This window comes from Geomesophilobacter sediminis (assembly GCF_016458275.1).
Classification (GTDB): Bacteria; Desulfobacterota; Desulfuromonadia; order Geobacterales; family Geobacteraceae; genus Geomesophilobacter; species Geomesophilobacter sediminis.
Genome location: NZ_JAEMHM010000002.1, coordinates 57,198 through 75,798, shown reverse-complemented (window position 1 = coordinate 75,798; position 18,601 = coordinate 57,198). Strand labels below are relative to the sequence as shown.

9 protein-coding genes and 1 other annotated feature are annotated in these 18,601 nt (G+C 63.2%); all 9 genes read right to left on the bottom strand.

Annotation, left to right across the window (positions count from 1 at the left end):
* Positions 1 to 38: 38 nt before the first annotated feature.
* The 9 genes from JFN93_RS02065 to tsaB all read right to left on the bottom strand — a co-directional run bounded on the left by JFN93_RS02065 (position 39) and on the right by tsaB (position 18,563).
* Entirely contained in the window at positions 39 to 8,048 is an 8,010-nt protein-coding gene (locus JFN93_RS02065) for a chitobiase/beta-hexosaminidase C-terminal domain-containing protein (RefSeq protein ID WP_199382331.1), read from the bottom strand.
* A gap of 506 nt (positions 8,049 to 8,554) precedes the next feature.
* Positions 8,555 to 10,105: a 2-isopropylmalate synthase gene (locus tag JFN93_RS02060; RefSeq protein WP_199382330.1), complete on the bottom strand. Its 1,551-nt coding sequence runs from the start codon at positions 10,103 to 10,105 to the stop codon at positions 8,555 to 8,557.
* 195 nt (positions 10,106 to 10,300) lie between these two features.
* Positions 10,301 to 10,557, bottom strand: a binding site (T-box leader).
* 230 nt (positions 10,558 to 10,787) lie between these two features.
* Entirely contained in the window at positions 10,788 to 11,549 is a 762-nt protein-coding gene (pssA, locus tag JFN93_RS02055) for a CDP-diacylglycerol--serine O-phosphatidyltransferase (protein ID WP_199382587.1), read from the bottom strand.
* A 29-nt stretch (positions 11,550 to 11,578) separates the two neighbouring features.
* The gene (locus JFN93_RS02050) at positions 11,579 to 12,238 is read right to left on the bottom strand and encodes a phosphatidylserine decarboxylase family protein (RefSeq protein WP_199382329.1); all 660 of its coding nucleotides are present in this window, start codon (positions 12,236 to 12,238) and stop codon (positions 11,579 to 11,581) included.
* A gap of 231 nt (positions 12,239 to 12,469) precedes the next feature.
* Positions 12,470 to 13,486 (bottom strand): ketol-acid reductoisomerase, encoded by a 1,017-nt coding sequence (ilvC, locus tag JFN93_RS02045; protein ID WP_199382328.1) that lies wholly within the window; start codon positions 13,484 to 13,486, stop codon positions 12,470 to 12,472.
* Between the two features lie 161 nt (positions 13,487 to 13,647).
* Positions 13,648 to 14,139 carry an acetolactate synthase small subunit gene (gene ilvN, locus JFN93_RS02040; protein ID WP_199382327.1) on the bottom strand — a complete coding sequence of 164 codons (492 nt, stop codon included), beginning with the start codon at positions 14,137 to 14,139 and terminating at the stop codon, positions 13,648 to 13,650.
* A 61-nt stretch (positions 14,140 to 14,200) separates the two neighbouring features.
* Positions 14,201 to 15,901 carry a biosynthetic-type acetolactate synthase large subunit gene (gene ilvB, locus JFN93_RS02035; protein WP_199382326.1) on the bottom strand — a complete coding sequence of 567 codons (1,701 nt, stop codon included), beginning with the start codon at positions 15,899 to 15,901 and terminating at the stop codon, positions 14,201 to 14,203.
* A 159-nt stretch (positions 15,902 to 16,060) separates the two neighbouring features.
* Complete coding sequence (gene ilvD, locus JFN93_RS02030; RefSeq protein ID WP_199382325.1) at positions 16,061 to 17,719, bottom strand: dihydroxy-acid dehydratase; 1,659 nt, start codon at positions 17,717 to 17,719, stop codon at positions 16,061 to 16,063.
* Positions 17,720 to 17,858: 139 nt separating this feature from the next.
* Positions 17,859 to 18,563, bottom strand: coding sequence for a tRNA (adenosine(37)-N6)-threonylcarbamoyltransferase complex dimerization subunit type 1 TsaB (gene tsaB, locus JFN93_RS02025; protein ID WP_199382324.1), 705 nt, complete (start codon positions 18,561 to 18,563; stop codon positions 17,859 to 17,861).
* Positions 18,564 to 18,601: the final 38 nt, after the last annotated feature.

The window sequence follows — 18,601 nt, the reverse complement described above, 5'->3', positions numbered from 1 at the left end:
TGGTGTTCGTTTTCCGGCCGGTTTCGGCGCCGTGCCGGCTACCAGGTATCCAGCCCGACCAGGCGCCGCATCAGCACGACCACGTCCCCGACCTCGATCACGCCGTTGGGGGCCGGCTTGTCATTGACCAGCGGGGCGACGTCGAGGAGCTTGAGTTCCGTGTCGGTAGGTTCAAGGTTCCCGACCGCCATCTCCACAGACCGCTGCACCAGGGGAAGGTCGAGCAGGGTAAAGGTCTGGCTCTTCACCTCTTCCTGGTTGCCGACGGGGTCCACGGCGAAATACTTCACGGTCACGTTCTTCAAGGGATTGCTGGCGTCCCCGTTGCTGGTAGCAGTCAGCGGGATCGGCCCGCTGTAGACGGTCGAACCGGTGGTCGGGGCGGACCCGTCGGTAGTGTAGTAGATGGTCGCCGGTTTGCTCACCGTGAGGGTCAGCGTGAAGCCGTCGGTGAAGAGCCCCCCCGCCTGGGACGGCGTGGTAGCCGGCACCACCGTGTCGATGGTGTAGGTCAGGGTCTTCACCGCCTCGTTATTCCCGGTCAGGTCGCGGGCGAAGAACTTCAGCTTGAGCGAGGCGCTGACCGGGATCGGGCCGCTGTACACCGACGAGAGGGTGGTCGGGGTGGAACCGTCGGTGGTGTAGTAGATGGTCGCCGCCTTGCTCACCGTGAGGGTGACCGTCTGGGGCGTGTTGAAGGCCCCTGCCGCCGGGAAGGCGGTGGTCGCCGGGAGCACGCTGTCGATGACATAGGTCTGTGACTTCACCGTCTCGGTGTTCACGGCGGTACGGGAGTAGTACCTAAGCACCGTGCTGCTGCTCACCGTGATCGGGCCGCTGTAGATGGTGAAGGCATCGTTGGAGGCATTCGGGTCGGTGCTGTAGTAGATGGTCGCGGTCGACCCGGTGCTGCTGCTCAGGGTGACGTTCTGGGTCGCGCCGTAGAGCCCCCCCGGAGGGGTCGCCACGGTGAACGGCGAGACGGTGTCGATGGTGAAGGTCTTGCTGTTGACCGCTTCGACGTTGCCCGCGAGGTCCTTGCCGAAGAAGTTAAGGGTCATCGTCGCGTTGACCGGGATGGCCGTGCTGTAGACCGGCGACGCGGTGGTCGGGGTGCTCCCGTCGGTGGTGTAGTAGATGGTCACCCCCGCTTTGCTGGCCCGCAGGGTCACGCTCTGCGCCTTGTTGAACATCCCGCCGTCCGGAGTGGCGCTGGTGACCGGGACCACGGTGTCGATGGTGTAGCTCTGGCTCTTCACCGCCTCGAGGTTCCCGGCGAGGTCGACCGCGAAGAAGCGGACGATCATGTTCTTAGCGACGCTGATCGGCGCCGTGTACACGGTGGACTTCGCGGTCGGGGTGCTGCCGTCGGTGGTGTAGTAGATCGTGGCGTCCTCGCTGGCGGCAAGGACCACGCTCTGGGTGGCGTTGTAGAGCCCGCCCGGAGGCGTTGCGGTGGTGACCGGTGCCACGGTGTCGATGGTGTAGCTCTGGCTCTTCACCGCCTCCTGGTTCCCGGCGAGGTCTTTGGCGAAGTACTTGATGGTCATGGTCGCGTTGACCGGGATCGGAGTGCCGTAGACCGGCGACAGGACGGTCGGGGTGGAACCGTCGGTTGTGTAGTAGATGGTCGCCTTCTTGTTCATCACCATGAGGCTCACCAGCTGGGCGTTGTTGTAGATCCCGCCGGCCGGAGCCGCCGTCGTCACCGGCACGGTCGTGTCGATGATGTAGGTCTGGGACTGGAGCGCCTCCTTGGTCCCGGAAACCGGGTCCTTCGAGAAGTACTTCAGCACCGTGGTGCCGTTGCTGAGGGGGATCGGCCCGCTGTAGAGGGTGGAGCTGGTGGTCGGGACCGAGCCGTCAACGGTGTAGTAGATGGAGGCGCCGATGCTGTTCACCAGGGTTACCGTCTGGGAGCTGTTGTAGGTCCCGCCCAGGGGGAGCGCCGAGGTGACCGGGATCCCGTTGGTGTTGATGACGTAGCTTTCGCTGTGCGGCGTCTCGATGTTACCTGCGACGTCTTTGGCGAAGAAAGTCAAAGTGGCGCTGGAGCCGATGACCAGCGGCTTCATGTAAACGGCGGAGGTGGTGGTCGGAGTGCTGCCGTCGAGGGTGTAGTAGATAAGCGCAGGTTTGCTGCTGGTCAGGGTGACGGTCTGCGGTGCGGTGTACTGCCCCCCCGCCGGAGCGGCGGTGGTGACCGGCACCACGGTGTCGACGACGTAGCGCTCGGTTTTCACCATCTCTTGACCGGCACCGTTGACGCCGAAGAACTTGAGGACGGTGGAAGCGCTGATGGCGATGGGAGCGCTGTAAACGGCCGAGTTGGTCGTCGGGGTGCTCCCGTCGGTGGTGTAGTAAATGACCGCATCGGTGGCGCTGCTCTTCAAGGTGACGTTGAGCGCCTTGTTGTAGGTGCCGCCGGCCGGAGTCGCCGTGGTGGACGGCAGGCTGGTGCTGGCAACGGTCGGTTTGAAGCTCATCCCCTGGACCGCGGCGGTGTTGCCGTCGAAATCCTTTACGCTCAGGTTCACGTAATACGTGGCTCCCACCTGCAGTGCCGCGCCGCCGTAGACCACGGAGGTCTTGGTGGCCGGAAGGGTGACGTCCCACAGGCCGTTACCGCCGTTGTTGCTCTGCAGGTAGACCTGCAGCTCGTAGCGGTACTGCGCCGGCGGGTTGACCGGAGCGGTCCAGGTGAAGGACGGGATCGTGGAGCCCCCTACCACCTGCAGGTTGCTCGGGAAGCTGCTCAAAAGTGCGGTGATCGAGGAGGAGAGGGTCTCCTTGCTCCCGTCGGAGTAGACCACGTCGAAGGTGTAGGTATCGCCAACCTTCGGCGCGGTGCCGTTGCCGCCGGTCCAGCCGTGGAACTCCTTACCGTCCACCCCAAGATCGACCGGGCCGGAAAGGTTCGGGGCTCCGGTCAGGGTGACGGTAACCGGCTGCTTGGTCTGGCCGCGGACGCCGTAGTTGACGCTGTACCAGTCGTTCATCCCGGTGCCGGTGCCGCCGGCATTCTGGCTGTGGTAGGAGTTGACGTAGACGGAAACCGGCTGCCCCATCTTCACCGTCACCCCGGTCGCCCCGGAGCCGGTGAGGTTGACCACCGGTGCGGTGGCGTCCGAGGTCATGATGTCGCCCAGACCGATCAGGTGGTCCTGGTTCTGGTCGAGGATCGCATAGACGTTGTAGCTCCCGTTGGGGACGCCGGAGACGCTGAAGGCGGCCGGCGAAACCGGGGAGGCGACCTGGGTGAAGTAGATGGTCTCCCCCTGGGAAGCGGTGTCGACCACAGCCACATAGAGCGGACCGGTCGCGGTGACGGCGCCGAAGTCGACGGTCCCCGAGACGGTGTTGCCGCCGGTCCCGGCACCGATGGTGACCGGGCCCACGACAGCAGAGGGGGTACCGGTGGTGTTCCCGGAGCGGGGGACCACGACGAAGTAGTAGGAGGTGCCGTCGGTCAGACCGGTGCAGATGGACGGGGTGTCGCTGTTGGTGGTGACCGAGGTCAGTTTGCCCTGGTAGTTCGCCGGACCGACCTGCGAGGAGGTGCTCCAGTAGACGTCGTAGTTTTCGGCGGCGGAAACCCCGCTGTCCCGGGCCGAGTCCCACCCGATCAGGGCGGCGCCGGTGCCCGGGAAGACCCGGATGTGCTGCGGAGCCACGAGGTTCACCGAGGTCGGGTCGGCAAGGGTAATGGCGACGCCGGTGACGTCGGAGGTAAGGACCTGGACCGGCGCGCTGCTCCCGGCGGGGGACCCCTGGGTGGCGGTCGCGGTCCCGGTGAGATCCATGAAGGCGTTCACGGTGTAGGAGCCGGCCGGGACGCCGCGGATGGTGAAGTTGCCGGCGCCGTCGATGCTGGTGCCGAGGTTGCCGTTGTTGGTCCCGATGGTGAGGTAGATCCGCCCGTGGGCGTTGCCGCTGTAGCTCACCGTGCCGGAGATGCTGCGCGGCGGTGCGACGGCGAGCGTCGCGTCGATCCCGGTAACCGGGGTGCCGGAGGTGACGGTGACCGCGGTTGCCGAGGCGAGCGCGGTGGCGTTTTGGTACCACTGCGGGAGGTAACCCTGGCTCACCCCGTCGAAGTGGACCTGGTAGGTGCCGGCGGTAACACTGAGGAAATAGGAGCCGTCCATCCCGGTAGAGCTCTTGCTGACACTGTTTCCGTTGGAATCCAGCGCCTCTACGTTGATGCCGCCGAGGCCGAAACCGTTGGCGTCACGCACGTGGCCGGAGATCCCGACCGGGCTGTTGCCGCCGTTGTTAGTGAAGAACGCGCCACAGGTGACGTTGCTCCCCCCGCCGGTGCCCTGGCAGGTCCAGGACCACGGGCCGTTGCCGGTCACCGGTCCCGGAGTCCCGGCGCTGCAGAGGTTGTCGCCGGTCGGGGTGCTGGTGAAGCCCAGGCCGTTGGCGCTGCCGCAGGCCCCGTTGACCGGGCCGGTGCCGACGTTGGCGAGGTTCGCGCCGCAGGTGGCGGTGCTCCCGCCGCCGGCGCCCTGGCAGGTCCAGGACCACGGACCGTTGCCGGTCACGGTACCGGCGGTGCCGGTGCTGCAGAGGTTGCCGGTCGGGGCGCTGGTGAAGCTCTGTTGGTTCGCGCCGCCGCAGGTCCCGTTGATCAGGCCGGGGGAGGGGATGTGAGCGATCCCCATCAGCCGGCCCTGGCTTACCGCGTTTGCATAGATGGTGTAACTCTTCAGGGGGAACGACCACGCGGAACTGGTCGCGGTCACGGTGACCTTGGTGCCGGCCGGAACGTTGTTGACGGCGAAGGAGCCGTTGCTTGTGGAGGTTGCGTTGACGCTGACGCCGTTGTTGTCCCAGTAGGTGACCGTGAAGGTGGTGCCCGGGTTGGCGCTGTCGACGGCGGTAAGGGTCACGCCGCCGACGTAGCCGGTGGCGGGGTTGGCGCTGTCCACCACCCGTCCCCGAATCGCGCCGTTGCCGCTGGTGACGTTCCAGGAGGCGAGCTGGGCTGCGGTGAACATCCCGACCGGACGACCGGCGGCGGCGATGCCGGCGGTGAGGTACTGGTCGGTGATGTAGGTATCAACGAACCCCTGCTTGGTGAACTTGAGGTCGAACAAGGCCCCCATGGGGAGTCCGGTGAGCACGAAACTGCCGTCGGTCAGGGTGGTGGTGCCGTTCGAGGTCCCGATCTGGCTGACGGTGGCGCCGGCGAGGGGAACCGAGGTGCTGGTGCTGTTGTCGGTTACGCTCCCGGTGAAGTAGACCGTACCGGTGGCGGTGTTCGGGCTGCCGGAGATCCTCCCCTGCGAGACCGAATTGGCAGCCACGATGAAGGTCTTGGCTTCGAAGGTGTACCCGGATTTGGCTGCGGAGACCTGCACGGTGGCGCCGGAGGGGACGTTGAGCACCATGTAGTTGCCGGTGTTGGCGGAGGTAGCGGTGGTGCTGTAGCTGCTGCCGTCGTAGTAGACGACCGGGTAGTTGGCGTTGTTGGCGCTGTCGGTGGCGGTTACCACCACCCCGCCGACATAGCCGTTCACGAGGTCTGCCTTGTCGACCACCTTGCTCCTGATGATCCCGGTCCCGGAGACCAGGGCGACCCCGGCGCTGCCGTCCCAGGACTGGACGTTGGCCGGAGTGAAGAGGGTGTAGGGGCGATCGGAGACGTCGAGGTAGCCGTTCAGGGAGAAATTGGCGGAATAGGTGTCGACGTACCCGGCTTGGGTCACGTGGATCTGGAAGGTGGTGTTGGCCGGAATCCCGGTAAGGGTGAAATACCCGGCCGGGTCGGTGCTGGCGGTGACCGCCGAGGAGAGACCGACCGTGGCGACGGAAGCACCGGAGATCGGATTGGCCGGAGAGGCACTGTCGGTCACCCTCCCCCGGAAGGTGTAGGAGCCGGGGTTCGTCCCCTGGGTGACGTTCAGACTCAGGGTGGCGGTGGCGGTCTGGGACAGGGAGTCGGTCACCTTGACGGTGAAGGAATAGCTGCCGACCGTCGTGGGGGTACCGGAGATGCGCCCGTTACCCGGGTCCAGGGTCAATCCGGCCGGAAGCGTGGAGTTGCCGTCCAGCGCGAAGCTGTACGAAGGGGTTCCTCCCTGCGCGGCCAGGTAGATCATGTAGTTGGTGTTGACGGCCCCCGCCGGCAGCGGCGAGGTAGTCGTGATCTGAAGCGGCTGGGAGGAAACCGAAGCCGAGACGAAAAGGTGGTAGTTGCGGGAGGAACCGTTGGGGGGGACCGAGGAATCGGAAACGTTCACCTGGAACGGGAAGTCACCACTGGCGGTCGGGGTCCCGCTCAAAAGGCCGTTGACCAAAGAGATGCCCGGGGGCAGGGTCCCGCTGTAGGACCAGTTGTAGGGGGACGTCCCGCCGGAGGCCTGCAGCTGCTGGGAGTAGGTGGTCCCCTGCAGTGCGCTCTGCAGCGACACGGTGCTGATGCTCAAGGGGGTGCCGAAGGTGAAATCGACCCCGTTGGAGGACGAGTTACCCTGCGCGTCCACCACCTCGATGTACCAGCGGTAGGAGCCGTTGTTGCTGAGTGTGCCGAGCGCGCTTCCATCGAAGTTGTAGATCGCGCTGAGCGATCCGGTCGAGGGGAGGTTGCGGGAATCCCACAGGTCGCTCATCCCGCTCTGCAGCCGGAGCTGGTAGGAGAACCCGCCCACCGGGCTCGCCGAGGGAGCCGTCCAGGTGAAGGTCGGGGTGGCGGAGTAGGTGGACGGCCCGGAGGGGGACACCGGCGTGGCCAGCGGGGCGATGGCAGTCACTTTCCCGGCAAGGGACTCGGTGCTGTTGTCGTTATAGGTCACGTCGAAGCCATAGCTGTCGTTGACCTGGGGGGCCGCGCTCACGGTGTTGAACCAGCTCGAGAAGTCGCCCCCATCGTTGAGACCGAGGTCGATAGGAGTAACGAGACCACTTGCGGAGGGGACCGTGGTGAGGGTTACCTTCACCGGCCGCTTCGCGGCGCTGCGGACGTCGATGTTCACCCCGTACCCTTCGGAATACGGATCTTTGTAATGGCTGGTACGAACGTAGGAATGGGCGCTGGCATTGTCCAGGACGATGGTCCCGACGTCAACCGGGCCGGAGGTCACGGTGAAGGGCGCCGTGGCGCTGTCGTCGGTCTGGAGGTTGCCGTTAGCATCGATCTTGCCGGTGCCGCTTTTGTCGTAGACCCCGTGCATCTTGTAGGTGCCGGCGGCTACCCCGGAGAGGGTGAAGGGAACGGAGGCAGAGCCGAGCGGTCCGTTGAGGACCGAAATGAAGCAAGAGCTGGGGAGGCCGTTTTTGTTGTCAACGCAGGCGGCGAGGTAAACCTTTTCTCCGGTAACCGGTGCGTTCGGCAGAGATAGGGTCCCGGTAACGTTCACCCCCTGAGCCGGAGCTCCTACGGTGACCGGAACTGCTGCCGAGGGTGCCGACTCAGTGTTTCCGACGGTGGCGGTGGCAGCGACATAAAGGTTGGTGGCATTGGTGAGCCCGCTGATGACGACCGCGTTGCTCCTCGAGCCGGCGGTCACGGTGAGGTGCCCCCCCCCCGTCATGTCGTTGGGACCGGGAGTCGCGTCGGTGCTCCAGTAGACGGTGTAGCTGTCGGCCGGAATGGCGGCGGTGGAATTATGGTTGTCGTCCCAGACGACCAGCAGCGAACCGGAACCGGGAAATACGGAAAAAGGAGGCGGAGAAGCGGCGGGAGGCTGGGAAGGGTCGGCAAGGGTTATGTTGGCGCCCGTTACCGACGCGCCGACCACCGAAATGGTCCTGCTCCCAAACGGATCACTGGCGTGGAGGCTGCCAGTGTCGTGGCTGTCGACGAAGGCGGTGACCGCCCCCATGGTCCCGTCGGGGACCCCACGAATGGTGTACGACCCTGCGCTGGCGATGCTCGTCCCCAAGGTTCCGCTCTGGGTGTTGATGACGAGGTAGATGCGGCCGCTCTTTGAGCCGCTGTAGCTCACTGTGCCCGAAACATCAAAGGCCAGTGCGCTGGTGGAAAACAGTGCCAGCAGCATAAACATACCTAGCAGCAGCACCCACGGAAACCTCTTTTTCATACCTGATCTCCTTTTGCAATGAAAACTACAGAACAAGGCAAGCAACTAAAATTACGAATTGGTAATGCAAACAATATTTATCCGTTACATTAGACTTATAAGGCTGGAATGAGCAGTGTGGTGGTTATCGTCAGGATCTGTTTCAACTTGAGAAAAAAATTTCACTTTATTTCCCATTGTTGAAAGAATGAGGTTTTCCCATTCTTGGCAAAATTGGTGTATTTACCTTTACGTCAACCTACCTATTTAGAAAACAGATACCCCCTCATGTGACATTCAAATAATGAAATATGTGGAACCCAATTGCCAATGTCACACTGTTGAGACACTAATTGTTTCCAACCTGCTCACTATTTAGTAGGTCAGCGGTTATTTCCCCAAAGATGCCGGCTCCGCCCGGCCCGGCGTCTTCGGGAACAGCCCCGCCGGCGCAACCGAGACAAAAAAAAACCGCCTTCGCGAAATGCGCGAAGGCGGTCTGTAACTGCAGCGGTGGAAGGGTCGTTTTACAGGGACTCGACGTCCCGGGCGGTGGCGAAATGCAGACGGTTCAGGGCGTCGATGTACGCCTTGGCAGAGGCCTCGATGATGTCGGTGGAAGCGCCGCGGCCGATCACGGTGCGGGTCCCCTCTTCGACGCGGACGGTGACTTCGCCCTGGGCATCGGTGCCGCCGGTGATGGAGCCGACGTTGTACTGGGTGAGTTTCGCTTCGCTGCCGGCGAGCTTCTTGATCGCCTTCAGGGTCGCGTCGACCGGCCCGTCGCCGAGTTCCGCGGTGCGAACCTGCTCACCGTCGATCTCGAGCTGCACGGTCGCGGTAGCGACGGCAAAGGAGCCGCAGGTGACCGTGATGTGGGAGAGCTTGTAGCGCTCGGTCGCACGCATCACCTCGTCGGCGACGATGGCGTCGAGATCCTCGTCGAAGACCTCCTTCTTCAGGTCGGCCAGCGCCTTGAACCGGGTGAACGCCTTGTTCAGATCCTCGTCGTTCAGCTCGTAGCCGAGCTCCTCGAGGCGCTTTTTGAAGGCGTGCCGGCCGGAGTGCTTGCCGAGCACCAGGGCGCTCGCCTTGAGGCCGACCGACTCGGGAGTCATGATCTCGTAAGTCGACTTCTCCATCAGCATGCCGTGCTGGTGGATCCCCGCCTCGTGGGCAAACGCGTTGGCGCCGACGATTGCCTTGTTCTGCTGCACCACGATCCCGGTGATGTTGGTGAGCAGGCGGCTCGCCGGGGTGAGCTGCTCGGTGACCACGTTGGTCTTGAACGGGAGGATGTCGCCACGGGTCTTGATGCTCATGACGAACTCTTCCAGCGAGCAGTTACCGGCGCGCTCGCCGATCCCGTTGATGGTGCACTCGACCTGCCCGGCGCCGGCCTGGACCGCCGCGATGGAGTTGGCCACCGACAGGCCGAGGTCATTGTGGCAGTGGACCGAGATGATCGCCTTGTCGACGTTGGGGACGTTGTCCTTCAGGTGCTTGATGATGTTGAAGTACTCGAACGGGATGGTGTACCCGACGGTGTCCGGGATGTTGACGACGCTGGCGCCGGCATCGATGACCGCGGTAACCACCTCGACCAGGAATTTCAGGTCGGTGCGGACCGCGTCCTCGCAGGAGAACTCGACGTTCGGGGTGTAGGAGCGGGCGCGCTTGACGCCGGCGACCGCAGACTCCAGCACCTGGGCCGGGGTCATCTGCAGCTTGTATTTCATATGGATATCGGAGGTCGCGATGAAGGTATGGATGCGGCCTTTATCCTCGGCGTACTTGAGGGCTTCCCAGGCACGGTCGATATCCTTGAATCCCGAGCGGCAAAGCCCGGCGATCTCGGGTCCCTTGATCGTCTGGGCGATCTTCTTCACCGCCTCGAAGTCCCCTTCGGAAGCAATGGGGAAACCCGCCTCGATGACGTCGACATTCAGCTTCTGTAGCTGTTTGGCGAGGCGGAGTTTTTCATCGATGTTCATGCTGGCGCCGGGAGACTGCTCCCCGTCCCGCAGGGTGGTGTCAAAGATCTTGATAATGCGCGGCTCGGTGTTGGTTACGGACATTCGTTCTCCTCCCTGTGTTGGAGTAATGAGCCACAATCATTGTGGCCCAAGCTCATATTTTTATGTCTCAACATTGAAGATGTAACGTTTACTTAATCGTCGCGTGCGGCGGAAACTTGAAAGCAAAACCCCTGACAAAACAATTGTTTAGGCACACCAAATCCAGTCAGTAGATAATAAAAAAGCCATCGCCCAGCAAGGGGCGAAGGCTTTGAAGCTTCCGCGGTACCACCCTCATTCGTCCGCCTAGGCGGACCTCGTTGACCCTTTACGCGGGATGACGGATGCGATTACCACCGTAACGCTCCTGCGTCCGCATCCGGACGCCGGACTATTCCGGGTTCACCACATCGGCTCCGAGGCGAGTTCACCTGTTTCCCCACCGGTTTGCACCAGCCACCGGCTCTCTGGAGAGGAAAGGTACGGCTACTACTCCTCATCACTGCCTTTGCATATTGCGACGGATATTAAGCAAAAGCCCCGACGGCTGTCAAGGCTTTTTTATAAAGCAGTTGTAACGACTGGCGTTTAGGAGTGAGCCATACGATAACTTCGCAACTGGGGCAAACACATTACCCAGAGTTGATCGCGACAGGAATGTCGCTCCTACCAGGAAATTCAGCAACCAAGAGATGCTTTTCTCTGCGCCCCTCCGCGTCCTCTGCGGTGCGCTTTGAACAACCTACCCCTGCGAGTTCTTCCGCCCCAGTTCCTCGTGCCCCTTGCGCATCGCCTTTTCCAGGCGCCGGCGGCGCGGCCAGGTCAGGATGAACCCGATCGGCCCGGAGAAGATGTACCCGATGAAGATGGTGAAGAGCATGAGCACCGGCTCGGCGGCGATGACGATCAAGAGGAAGACCGCGAAGACCAGGAAGGCAAACGGCTGCCGCTTGATCAGGCTCGGGTCCTTGAACGAGTAGTACCGGACGTTGGAAACCATCAAAAGGGCCAGGAAATAGATGAGCGCGAGGACGGCGGGTTTCGCGTAGGATGCGGGCCACCCCATGTGATAGAAGAGGAGCACCGTCGCCGAAGCCATGCTGGCCGCGGCCGGGGTCGGCAAACCGACGAAACGCTTGCTCTCCACGGTGTCGACCTGGACGTTGAAACGGGCCAGCCTGAGCGCGGCGCAGACCAGGAACAAAAACCCGGCCAGCCACCCTACCCTCCCAAACGGCTTGAGCGCCCAGGCGTACATCAAAAGCCCCGGGGCCGCGCCGAAGGAGACGACATCGGCCAAAGAGTCGAACTCGACCCCGAACTTGCTCGCGGTCTTGGTAAGACGCGCCACCTTCCCGTCAAGCCCGTCGAAAATCGACGAGGCGAGGATCCAGAGGGCGGCGGTCCGATAGTCGCCGTTCAAGGTGGAAACCATGCAGTAGAAGCCGGCAAAGAGGCTCCCCGCCGTGAAAAGGTTCGGGAGGATGTAAATCCCCTTCCGCATCCCCTCGCGCTCCACTACCTGAATTTCGCTCACGAGATTGTCCCCACTACGGTCTCCCCTGCGACCGTCTTTTCACCCAGCCCCACCTTGACGGTGCTTCCGACCGGGAGGTAGATGTCGAGCCTGGAGCCGAACCGGATCAGGCCATAGCGCATGCCGCGGGTCAGCTGATCTCCGGTCTTCGCATAACAGACGATGCGGCGCGCAATGAGCCCCGCGACCTGCACCACGACGAGCTTTTTCCCCGCTGCGGTCTCGACGACCAGCCCCTGCTGCTCGTTTTCGAAGGTAGCCCGCTCGTCGCGGACGTCGAGGAACTTGCCCGGGGTGTAGAAGGTATCCACCACCTTGCCGGTGATCGGGGCACGGTTCACGTGCACGTTGAAGACCGACATGAAGATGCTGACCTTCTCCATCTCCTTGCCGGTGTGCGGCTCCTTCACCTTGCCCGAGTAGATCACCACCCCGTCGGCGGGGGCGATCACGTCGCTTTCACCCTCCGGAGTCACGCGCTCGGGGTTGCGGAAGAAAAAGACGGTGAACAGGGTCAGGATCAGGGCGAGGACGGTGAGAACGAAGAATCCGCCGTAGATCTGGAAGGACAACCCGCACAGGACCACGGTGATGACGACGCCTGCGGAGATGAAAGGATACCCCTCGGTAGCGACCGGGGTGTTTCTATTGCGCATTCATACCTCTTGGGACTGTCAAGTTAACTCCCCCCTTTGACAAAGGAGGGCTGGGGGGGATTTTGCCGTTACGAAACCGGAAAACCAAATCCCCCTAAATCCCCCTTTTTCAAAGGGGGACTTCACACCCGGGTGGTATCCACCGGGCACAACCGAAAAGGGGCCGGGGGCGGACCTACCGCAACTCGCGAGTATAGCCCGAACCCGGCCCCTCATGCAACGAAACAGGTGTTAGTTCTTGGCCTTGTCCACGATCTTGGACGCGGAGATCCAGGCCATCATGGAGCGGAGCTTGGCGCCGACCGCTTCGATCTGGTGGTCGTTGCCACGCTTGCGCAGCGCGTTGAAGCGCGGCTTGTTGACCTTGTTCTCGAGCATCCACTCGCGGGCGAATTCGCCGGTCTGGATCTCGTCGAGGATCTTCTTCATCTCTTTCTTGGTCTCTTCGGTGATGACGCGCGGGCCGCGGGTCAGGTCACCGTACTCGGCGGTGTTGGAGACGGAGTAGCGCATGTTGGCGATGCCGCCTTCGTAGATCAGGTCGACGATCAGCTTGGTCTCGTGAAGGCACTCGAAGTAAGCCATCTCCGGAGCGTAGCCCGCCTCGACCAGGGTCTCGAAACCGGCCTGGATCAGGGCGGAGATGCCGCCGCAGAGGACCGCCTGCTCGCCGAAGAGGTCGGTTTCGGTCTCTTCTTTGAAGGAGGTCTCGATGATGCCGGCGCGGCCGCCGCCGTTGGCGGAAGCATAAGCCAGGGCAACCTGCTTGGAGTCGCCGGACGGGTCGTGGTGCACGGCGATCAGGGACGGAACGCCGCCGCCTTTGGTGTACTCGTGGCGCACGAGGTGACCCGGGCCTTTGGGAGCAACCATGATGATGTTCACGTCGGCGCGCGGAACGATCTGGCCGAAGTGGATGGAGAAGCCGTGGCCGAAGGCAAGGTAGGCGCCCTGCTTCAGGTTCGGGCCGATCTCCTCGCGGAACACGTCGCCCTGGATCTCGTCCGGGAGCAGGATCATGACCACGTCGGCAGCCTTGACCGCTTCGGCGGTCGGCAGCACGGTCAGGCCGGCGGCGGTGGCTTTGGCGACCGACGGGGAGTCGGACTTGAGGCCGACCACGACGTCGATGCCGGAATCCTTGAGGTTATTGGAATGGGCGTGCCCCTGGGAGCCGTATCCGATTACCGCGACCTTTTTGCCTTTAAGAACGCCGAGGTTGCAGTCCTTGTCGTAATAAATGTTCATCTTCTCTCCTTTGGTATTGCAAGGTTAGTTTAAGGTTCAGCGCTCGGCCGAACCGTTCGAAAAAACACTCTCAGGGGACTGGCTCCGCAGGTGCCGGTCCCCCTTTCAGGGGCCGCTGCGAGGGGGACAGGCACCGTTCCGGAGCCAGTCCCCTTGAATGATTACCCTCTCCAACCCTTGGCGCCGCGGCCGATCACGACCGGGCCGGTGCGCACCACTTCCTTCAGGCCCAGCGGGCGAAGGAGTTCCAGGAGCGCGTCGACCTTGGACGGTGCGCCGGTCGCCTCCAGGGTGTAGGACTTGGGGGTGACGTCGATGACTTTCGCGCGGAAGATGTCCGCCACGCGCAGCACTTCGGCACGGTGGTCGTCCTCGGCGGAAACCTTGATCAGCGCCATCTCGCGCTCGATGGCGTTTTCCGGCTCGAAATCGATGACCTTGATGACGTCGATGAGTTTGTTGAGCTGCTTGGTGATCTGCTCGATGATCTGTTCGTCGCCACGGGTCACCACGGTAATCCGGGAAAGGGATTCGTCGTTGGTGGGGGCAACGGTAAGCGAGTCGATATTGAAGCCGCGTCCCGAGAAGAGCCCGACGACGCGGGAAAGAACGCCGAATTCGTTCTCAACCAGCACGGCAATGGTATGTCTCATTGATCCCTCCGCATATATGCAGTAACGATCCGGATCTCAACCCGGATCGGCCTAGGCTGCCTTAGGAAGCCAGCACCATCTCAGTAAGCGAAGCCCCGGCGGGAACCATCGGGAGCACCTTCTCCTCACGGGCAACCTTGAACTCCATCAGGACCGGGCCCGCCGTAGCAAAGCCCTGCTTGATGACCTCGTCGACCTGGTCGGTCTTGTCGGCGCGCAGGCCGGTGGCGCCGAAGGCCTCGGCGAGCTTCACGAAGTCGATGGGGAGTTCCATGCAGGTGGAGGAGTAACGCTTGTCGAAGAAGAGCTCCTGCCACTGGCGCACCATCCCGAGGAAGTTGTTGTTCAGGATGACGATCTTCACGTTGAGACGGTTCTGGACCAGGGTGGCCAGTTCCTGCATATTCATCTGGAAACCGCCGTCGCCGACGACGACGATCACCTGGCGGTCCGGGAAGCCGGCCTGGGCGCCCATTGCGGCCGGAAGGCCGTATCCCATGGTGCCGAGGCCGCCGGAGGAGAGGAGGGTCCTGGGTTTGGTGAAGCCGAAGAACTGCGCGGTCCACATCTGGTGCTGCCCGACGTCGGTCGCGACGATGGCGTCCGGCTCGGAAAGGGCGCGCAGGCGCTGGATCACGTACTGGGGCTTGATGATGGTGCTGGACGGCTGGTAGGTAACCGGATGCTTCGCCTTCCACCCGTCAATCTCGGCAATCCAGGGGCCGACCGCCTCTTTCACCTGCTTCACGTCGTCGCCCTGCTCTTCGCTCACCTTGAGCATCTTGCCGAGCACTTCGCGGACGTCCCCGACGATCGGGAGGTCGACGCGGACGTTCTTCTTGATGGAGGTCGGGTCGACGTCGATGTGGATGATCTTCGCGTGCGGGGCAAAGGTCGCGATCTTGCCGGTGACGCGGTCATCGAAGCGGGCCGCGACCGCGATCAGCAGATCGCAGTTGGAGATCGCCATGTTTGCATAGTAGGTGCCGTGCATCCCGAGGAGCCCCAGGGAAAGCGGGTTGTTTTCCGGGAAGGAGCCGAGCCCCATGAGGGTGGTGGTGACCGGGAAGCCGAAGCGCTCGGCGAGCTCGGTGAGCTCCGCACCCGCGTCGCCGAGCACCACGCCGCCGCCGACGTAGATCACCGGCTTCTTGGCGTGCAGCATCATGGAGACCGCTTTTTCGATCTGCTTCGGGTGCCCCTCGACGGTCGGCTTGTAGCCGCGGATCTCGACGGTGTCCGGGTACTTGAACTCGGTCTGGGCGATCTGGACGTCCTTGGGAAGATCGATGAGAACCGGGCCGGGACGGCCGGTGCGGGCGATGTAGAAGGCCTTCTTGACGATGGTCGCGAGGTCCTTCACATCCTTGACCAGGAAGTTGTGCTTGGTGCAGGGGCGGGTGATGCCGATGATGTCCGCCTCCTGGAAGGCGTCGTTGCCGATCAGGGCGGTCGGGACCTGGCCGGTGATGATCACCATCGGGATCGAGTCCATGTAGGCGGTGGCGATGCCGGTGATGGTGTTGGTGGCCCCGGGGCCGGAAGTGGCGATGGCCACCCCGACTTTGCCGGTCGCCCGCGCAAAGCCGTCGGCGGCGTGGACCCCGGCCTGCTCGTGACGCGGCAGGATGTGCCGGATCTCTTTGAAGGAGAAGAGTTCGTCGTAGAGGTTGATGACCGTCCCTCCGGGATACCCGAAGACCGTGTCTACCCCCTCCAGCTTGAGACACTCCAAGAGAATGCGTGCGCCGTTCATCTTCATAGGTTGTACCTCCGTACCGCGGCAGCGAGCTGCCGCATGTTATAGATCCCGAGTCCGGTAAGACTGGAACCACTTGTGAATAAACAAGTCCCCTGAGACGGGAGCACCCTCGGTAAAGGGAATCCCACCCCTGCCCCTTCGGTAAAGGGGGTCGAGGTACTAATCCGCCGTCGTAACGGCGCCGGTGTGGGCCGAGGTAACCACCTTGGCGTATCGGGCCAGCCAGCCCTTCTTGATTTTCGGCTCGGGAGCGACCCAGTGTTTCCTCCGCTCCGCAAGCACTTCGTCGCTCACCAGGACCCTGAGCGAGCGGTTCGGGATGTCGAGTTCGATCTGGTCCCCGTCCTCGATGAGGGCGATCGGACCGCCCTGCGCGGCTTCCGGAGAGATGTGGCCGATGCAGGGGCCGCGGGTGCCGCCGGAAAAGCGCCCGTCGGTGATGAGGGCAACGGAGTCGCCCAGGCCAAGCCCCATGAGGGCGGCGGTGGGGGCGAGCATCTCGCGCATGCCGGGCCCCCCTTTGGGCCCTTCGTAGCGGATGACGACGCAGTCGCCGGATTTCACGACCCCGCCCATCATGGCCGCCATCGCCTTCTCCTCGGAGTCGAAGCAGCGGGCCACGCCGGTGAACTGCATCATCTTCTCGCCGACGCCGGACTGCTTGACCACCGCGCCTTTGGGGGCGATGTTGCCGAACAGCACCGCGATCCCCCCCTCTTTCTTGACCGGGTCGGAAAGTGGGTGGATGACGGTCTCGTCGACCCCGTCGAGGCTCGCGGCGATCTGCTTGGTGGTAAGGCCGAAGACGGTCGGGCAGTCGTGGATCTTGTCCCCCAGCTGCTTGAGCACGCCGGCCACGCCGCCGGCAACGTCCAGGTCTTCCATGAAGTGCTCCCCGGCGGGGTTCATGGAGGCGAGCTGCGGGGTCGTCTTGGAAAGGATGTCAAAGGTCTCCAGCGGGAGCTCGACGCCGGCCTCGCGGGCGATGGCGAGGAGGTGGAGCACGGTGTTGGAGGAGCCCCCCAGCGCCAGGTCGACGCGGATGGCGTTTTCGAACGCCTCGCGGGTGAGGATCGAACGCGGGGTGATGTTGTCGCGCACCATGCCGACGATCCGCTCGCCCGAGGCAAAGGCGATCCGGCGCTTGAGCGCGGAGACGGCGAGCGCGGTGCCGCAGCGCGGCAGGCTCATCCCCATGGTCTCGGTGAGGATCGCCATGGTGTTGGCGGTGAAGAGCCCCTGGCAGGAACCCATCCCCGGACAGGCGTTCTCCTCGCAGCGGGCGAGTTCCTTGTCGTCGATGACGCCGGCCTTGTAACGGGCCATCGCCTCGAAGGTGTCGGTAACGAAGGAGTAGCGGCGGTCCTGGCCGCGGCCGCCCATCATCGGACCGGCGGTGACCACGATGCACGGGATGTCGAGCCGCGCGGCGGCCATCAGCATGCCCGGGGTGATCTTGTCGCAGTTGGTCAGAAGGACCAGGCCGTCCAGCCGGTGCGCCTCGGCGACCGACTCGACCATGTCGGCGATCAGCTCACGGGTGGGAAGCGAATAGTGCATCCCCTTGTGCCCCATCGAGATCCCGTCGCAGACGCCGGGGATCCCGAAGAAGAAGGAGTAGCCGCCGCCGGTGTGGACCCCTTTTTCAATGAAGCGCTCCAGATCCCGCATCCCGACGTGGCCGGGGATGAGGTCGGTGAAGCTGGTGGCAATCCCGATGAAAGGCTTCTCCATCTCGCTCTGGGGAAGTCCGGTTCCTTTCAGAAGCGCCCGGTGCGGGGTACGCTCCAGTCCCTGGGTGATGGTATCGCTGCGCATATGCTCCCTCATAAATCGCAACCCCGCCGGTTCCGGCGGGGCAGCGTTGGATTCGTGCAAAAAAACTTGTAGTTAAAAGAGGTTATCTTAAATGAAATCGAACGACAAACATAATACATTAAGATGCAACTGTCAACAGCTACGAAATACTGTTTGAGGCGTCTCTTTTCTGTTTGGCAATCTCGGCTTCGGAGGGGCGGATGTAGGTGGGATTGAGGAGTTCCAGCGGGGTGAACCTGCCCTGGCGGGCGAGGTCGCAGGCGATGACCGCTCCGGCCGCGGCACGCGGGACGTCGGCATGGAACGGGGCGAAGCGGGCGCGGTCCCCGAGGGTCGCGGTAATGAGGTCGCGGTAGCGGACCGCCCCCTCCCCCAGGAACAGGGTCGGCTCATCGATGGTGGCGAGAAAGCTTTCCGGAGCGAGGACCGCGTCTTCGCGCAGCGGCTCCGGCAGATCGGTGACGCGGTAGAGGCCGGCGTAGACCTCCTTTTTCCTCGCGTCGAAAAGCGGCGCCACCGGAAATCCGCAGTAGGGGCTGTTCAGGGCGAGCATGGCCAGGGAGGAAAAACCGACCGCCGGCTTGGCGGCGGCCAGGGCGAGCCCCTTGACGGTGGCGATCCCGACGCGAACCCCGGTGAAGGAGCCCGGGCCGATGGCGACCGCGAAGGCGTCGAGGTCGGTGGGGGCAAGCCGCGCCGACTCCAGGAGCTTCGCGATCGAGGCGAACAGCCGCCCGGAGTTAAGGCGGTCCTCGCCGAGGAGGTACTCCCCCAAAAGAGAAGCGCCGTCCGAGAGGGCGACGCTGGAACAGTTACTCGAGGTATCGACGGTTAGTATCTTCAATTGCCGCTCTTCTATCCGCTTCAATGCTCCCCTTACGT

Bases quoted from the DNA above. Each gene is read 5' to 3' on its own strand.
- JFN93_RS02065 (WP_199382331.1), bottom strand. From the start codon at position 8,048: ATGAAAAAGAGGTTTCCGTGGGTGCTGCTGCTAGGTATGTTTATGCTG.
- JFN93_RS02060 (WP_199382330.1), bottom strand. From the start codon at position 10,105: ATGTCCGTAACCAACACCGAGCCGCGCATTATCAAGATCTTTGACACC.
- pssA (WP_199382587.1), bottom strand. From the start codon at position 11,549: ATGCGGAAGGGGATTTACATCCTCCCGAACCTTTTCACGGCGGGGAGC.
- JFN93_RS02050 (WP_199382329.1), bottom strand. From the start codon at position 12,238: ATGCGCAATAGAAACACCCCGGTCGCTACCGAGGGGTATCCTTTCATC.
- ilvC (WP_199382328.1), bottom strand. From the start codon at position 13,486: ATGAACATTTATTACGACAAGGACTGCAACCTCGGCGTTCTTAAAGGC.
- ilvN (WP_199382327.1), bottom strand. From the start codon at position 14,139: ATGAGACATACCATTGCCGTGCTGGTTGAGAACGAATTCGGCGTTCTT.
- ilvB (WP_199382326.1), bottom strand. From the start codon at position 15,901: ATGAAGATGAACGGCGCACGCATTCTCTTGGAGTGTCTCAAGCTGGAG.
- ilvD (WP_199382325.1), bottom strand. From the start codon at position 17,719: ATGCGCAGCGATACCATCACCCAGGGACTGGAGCGTACCCCGCACCGG.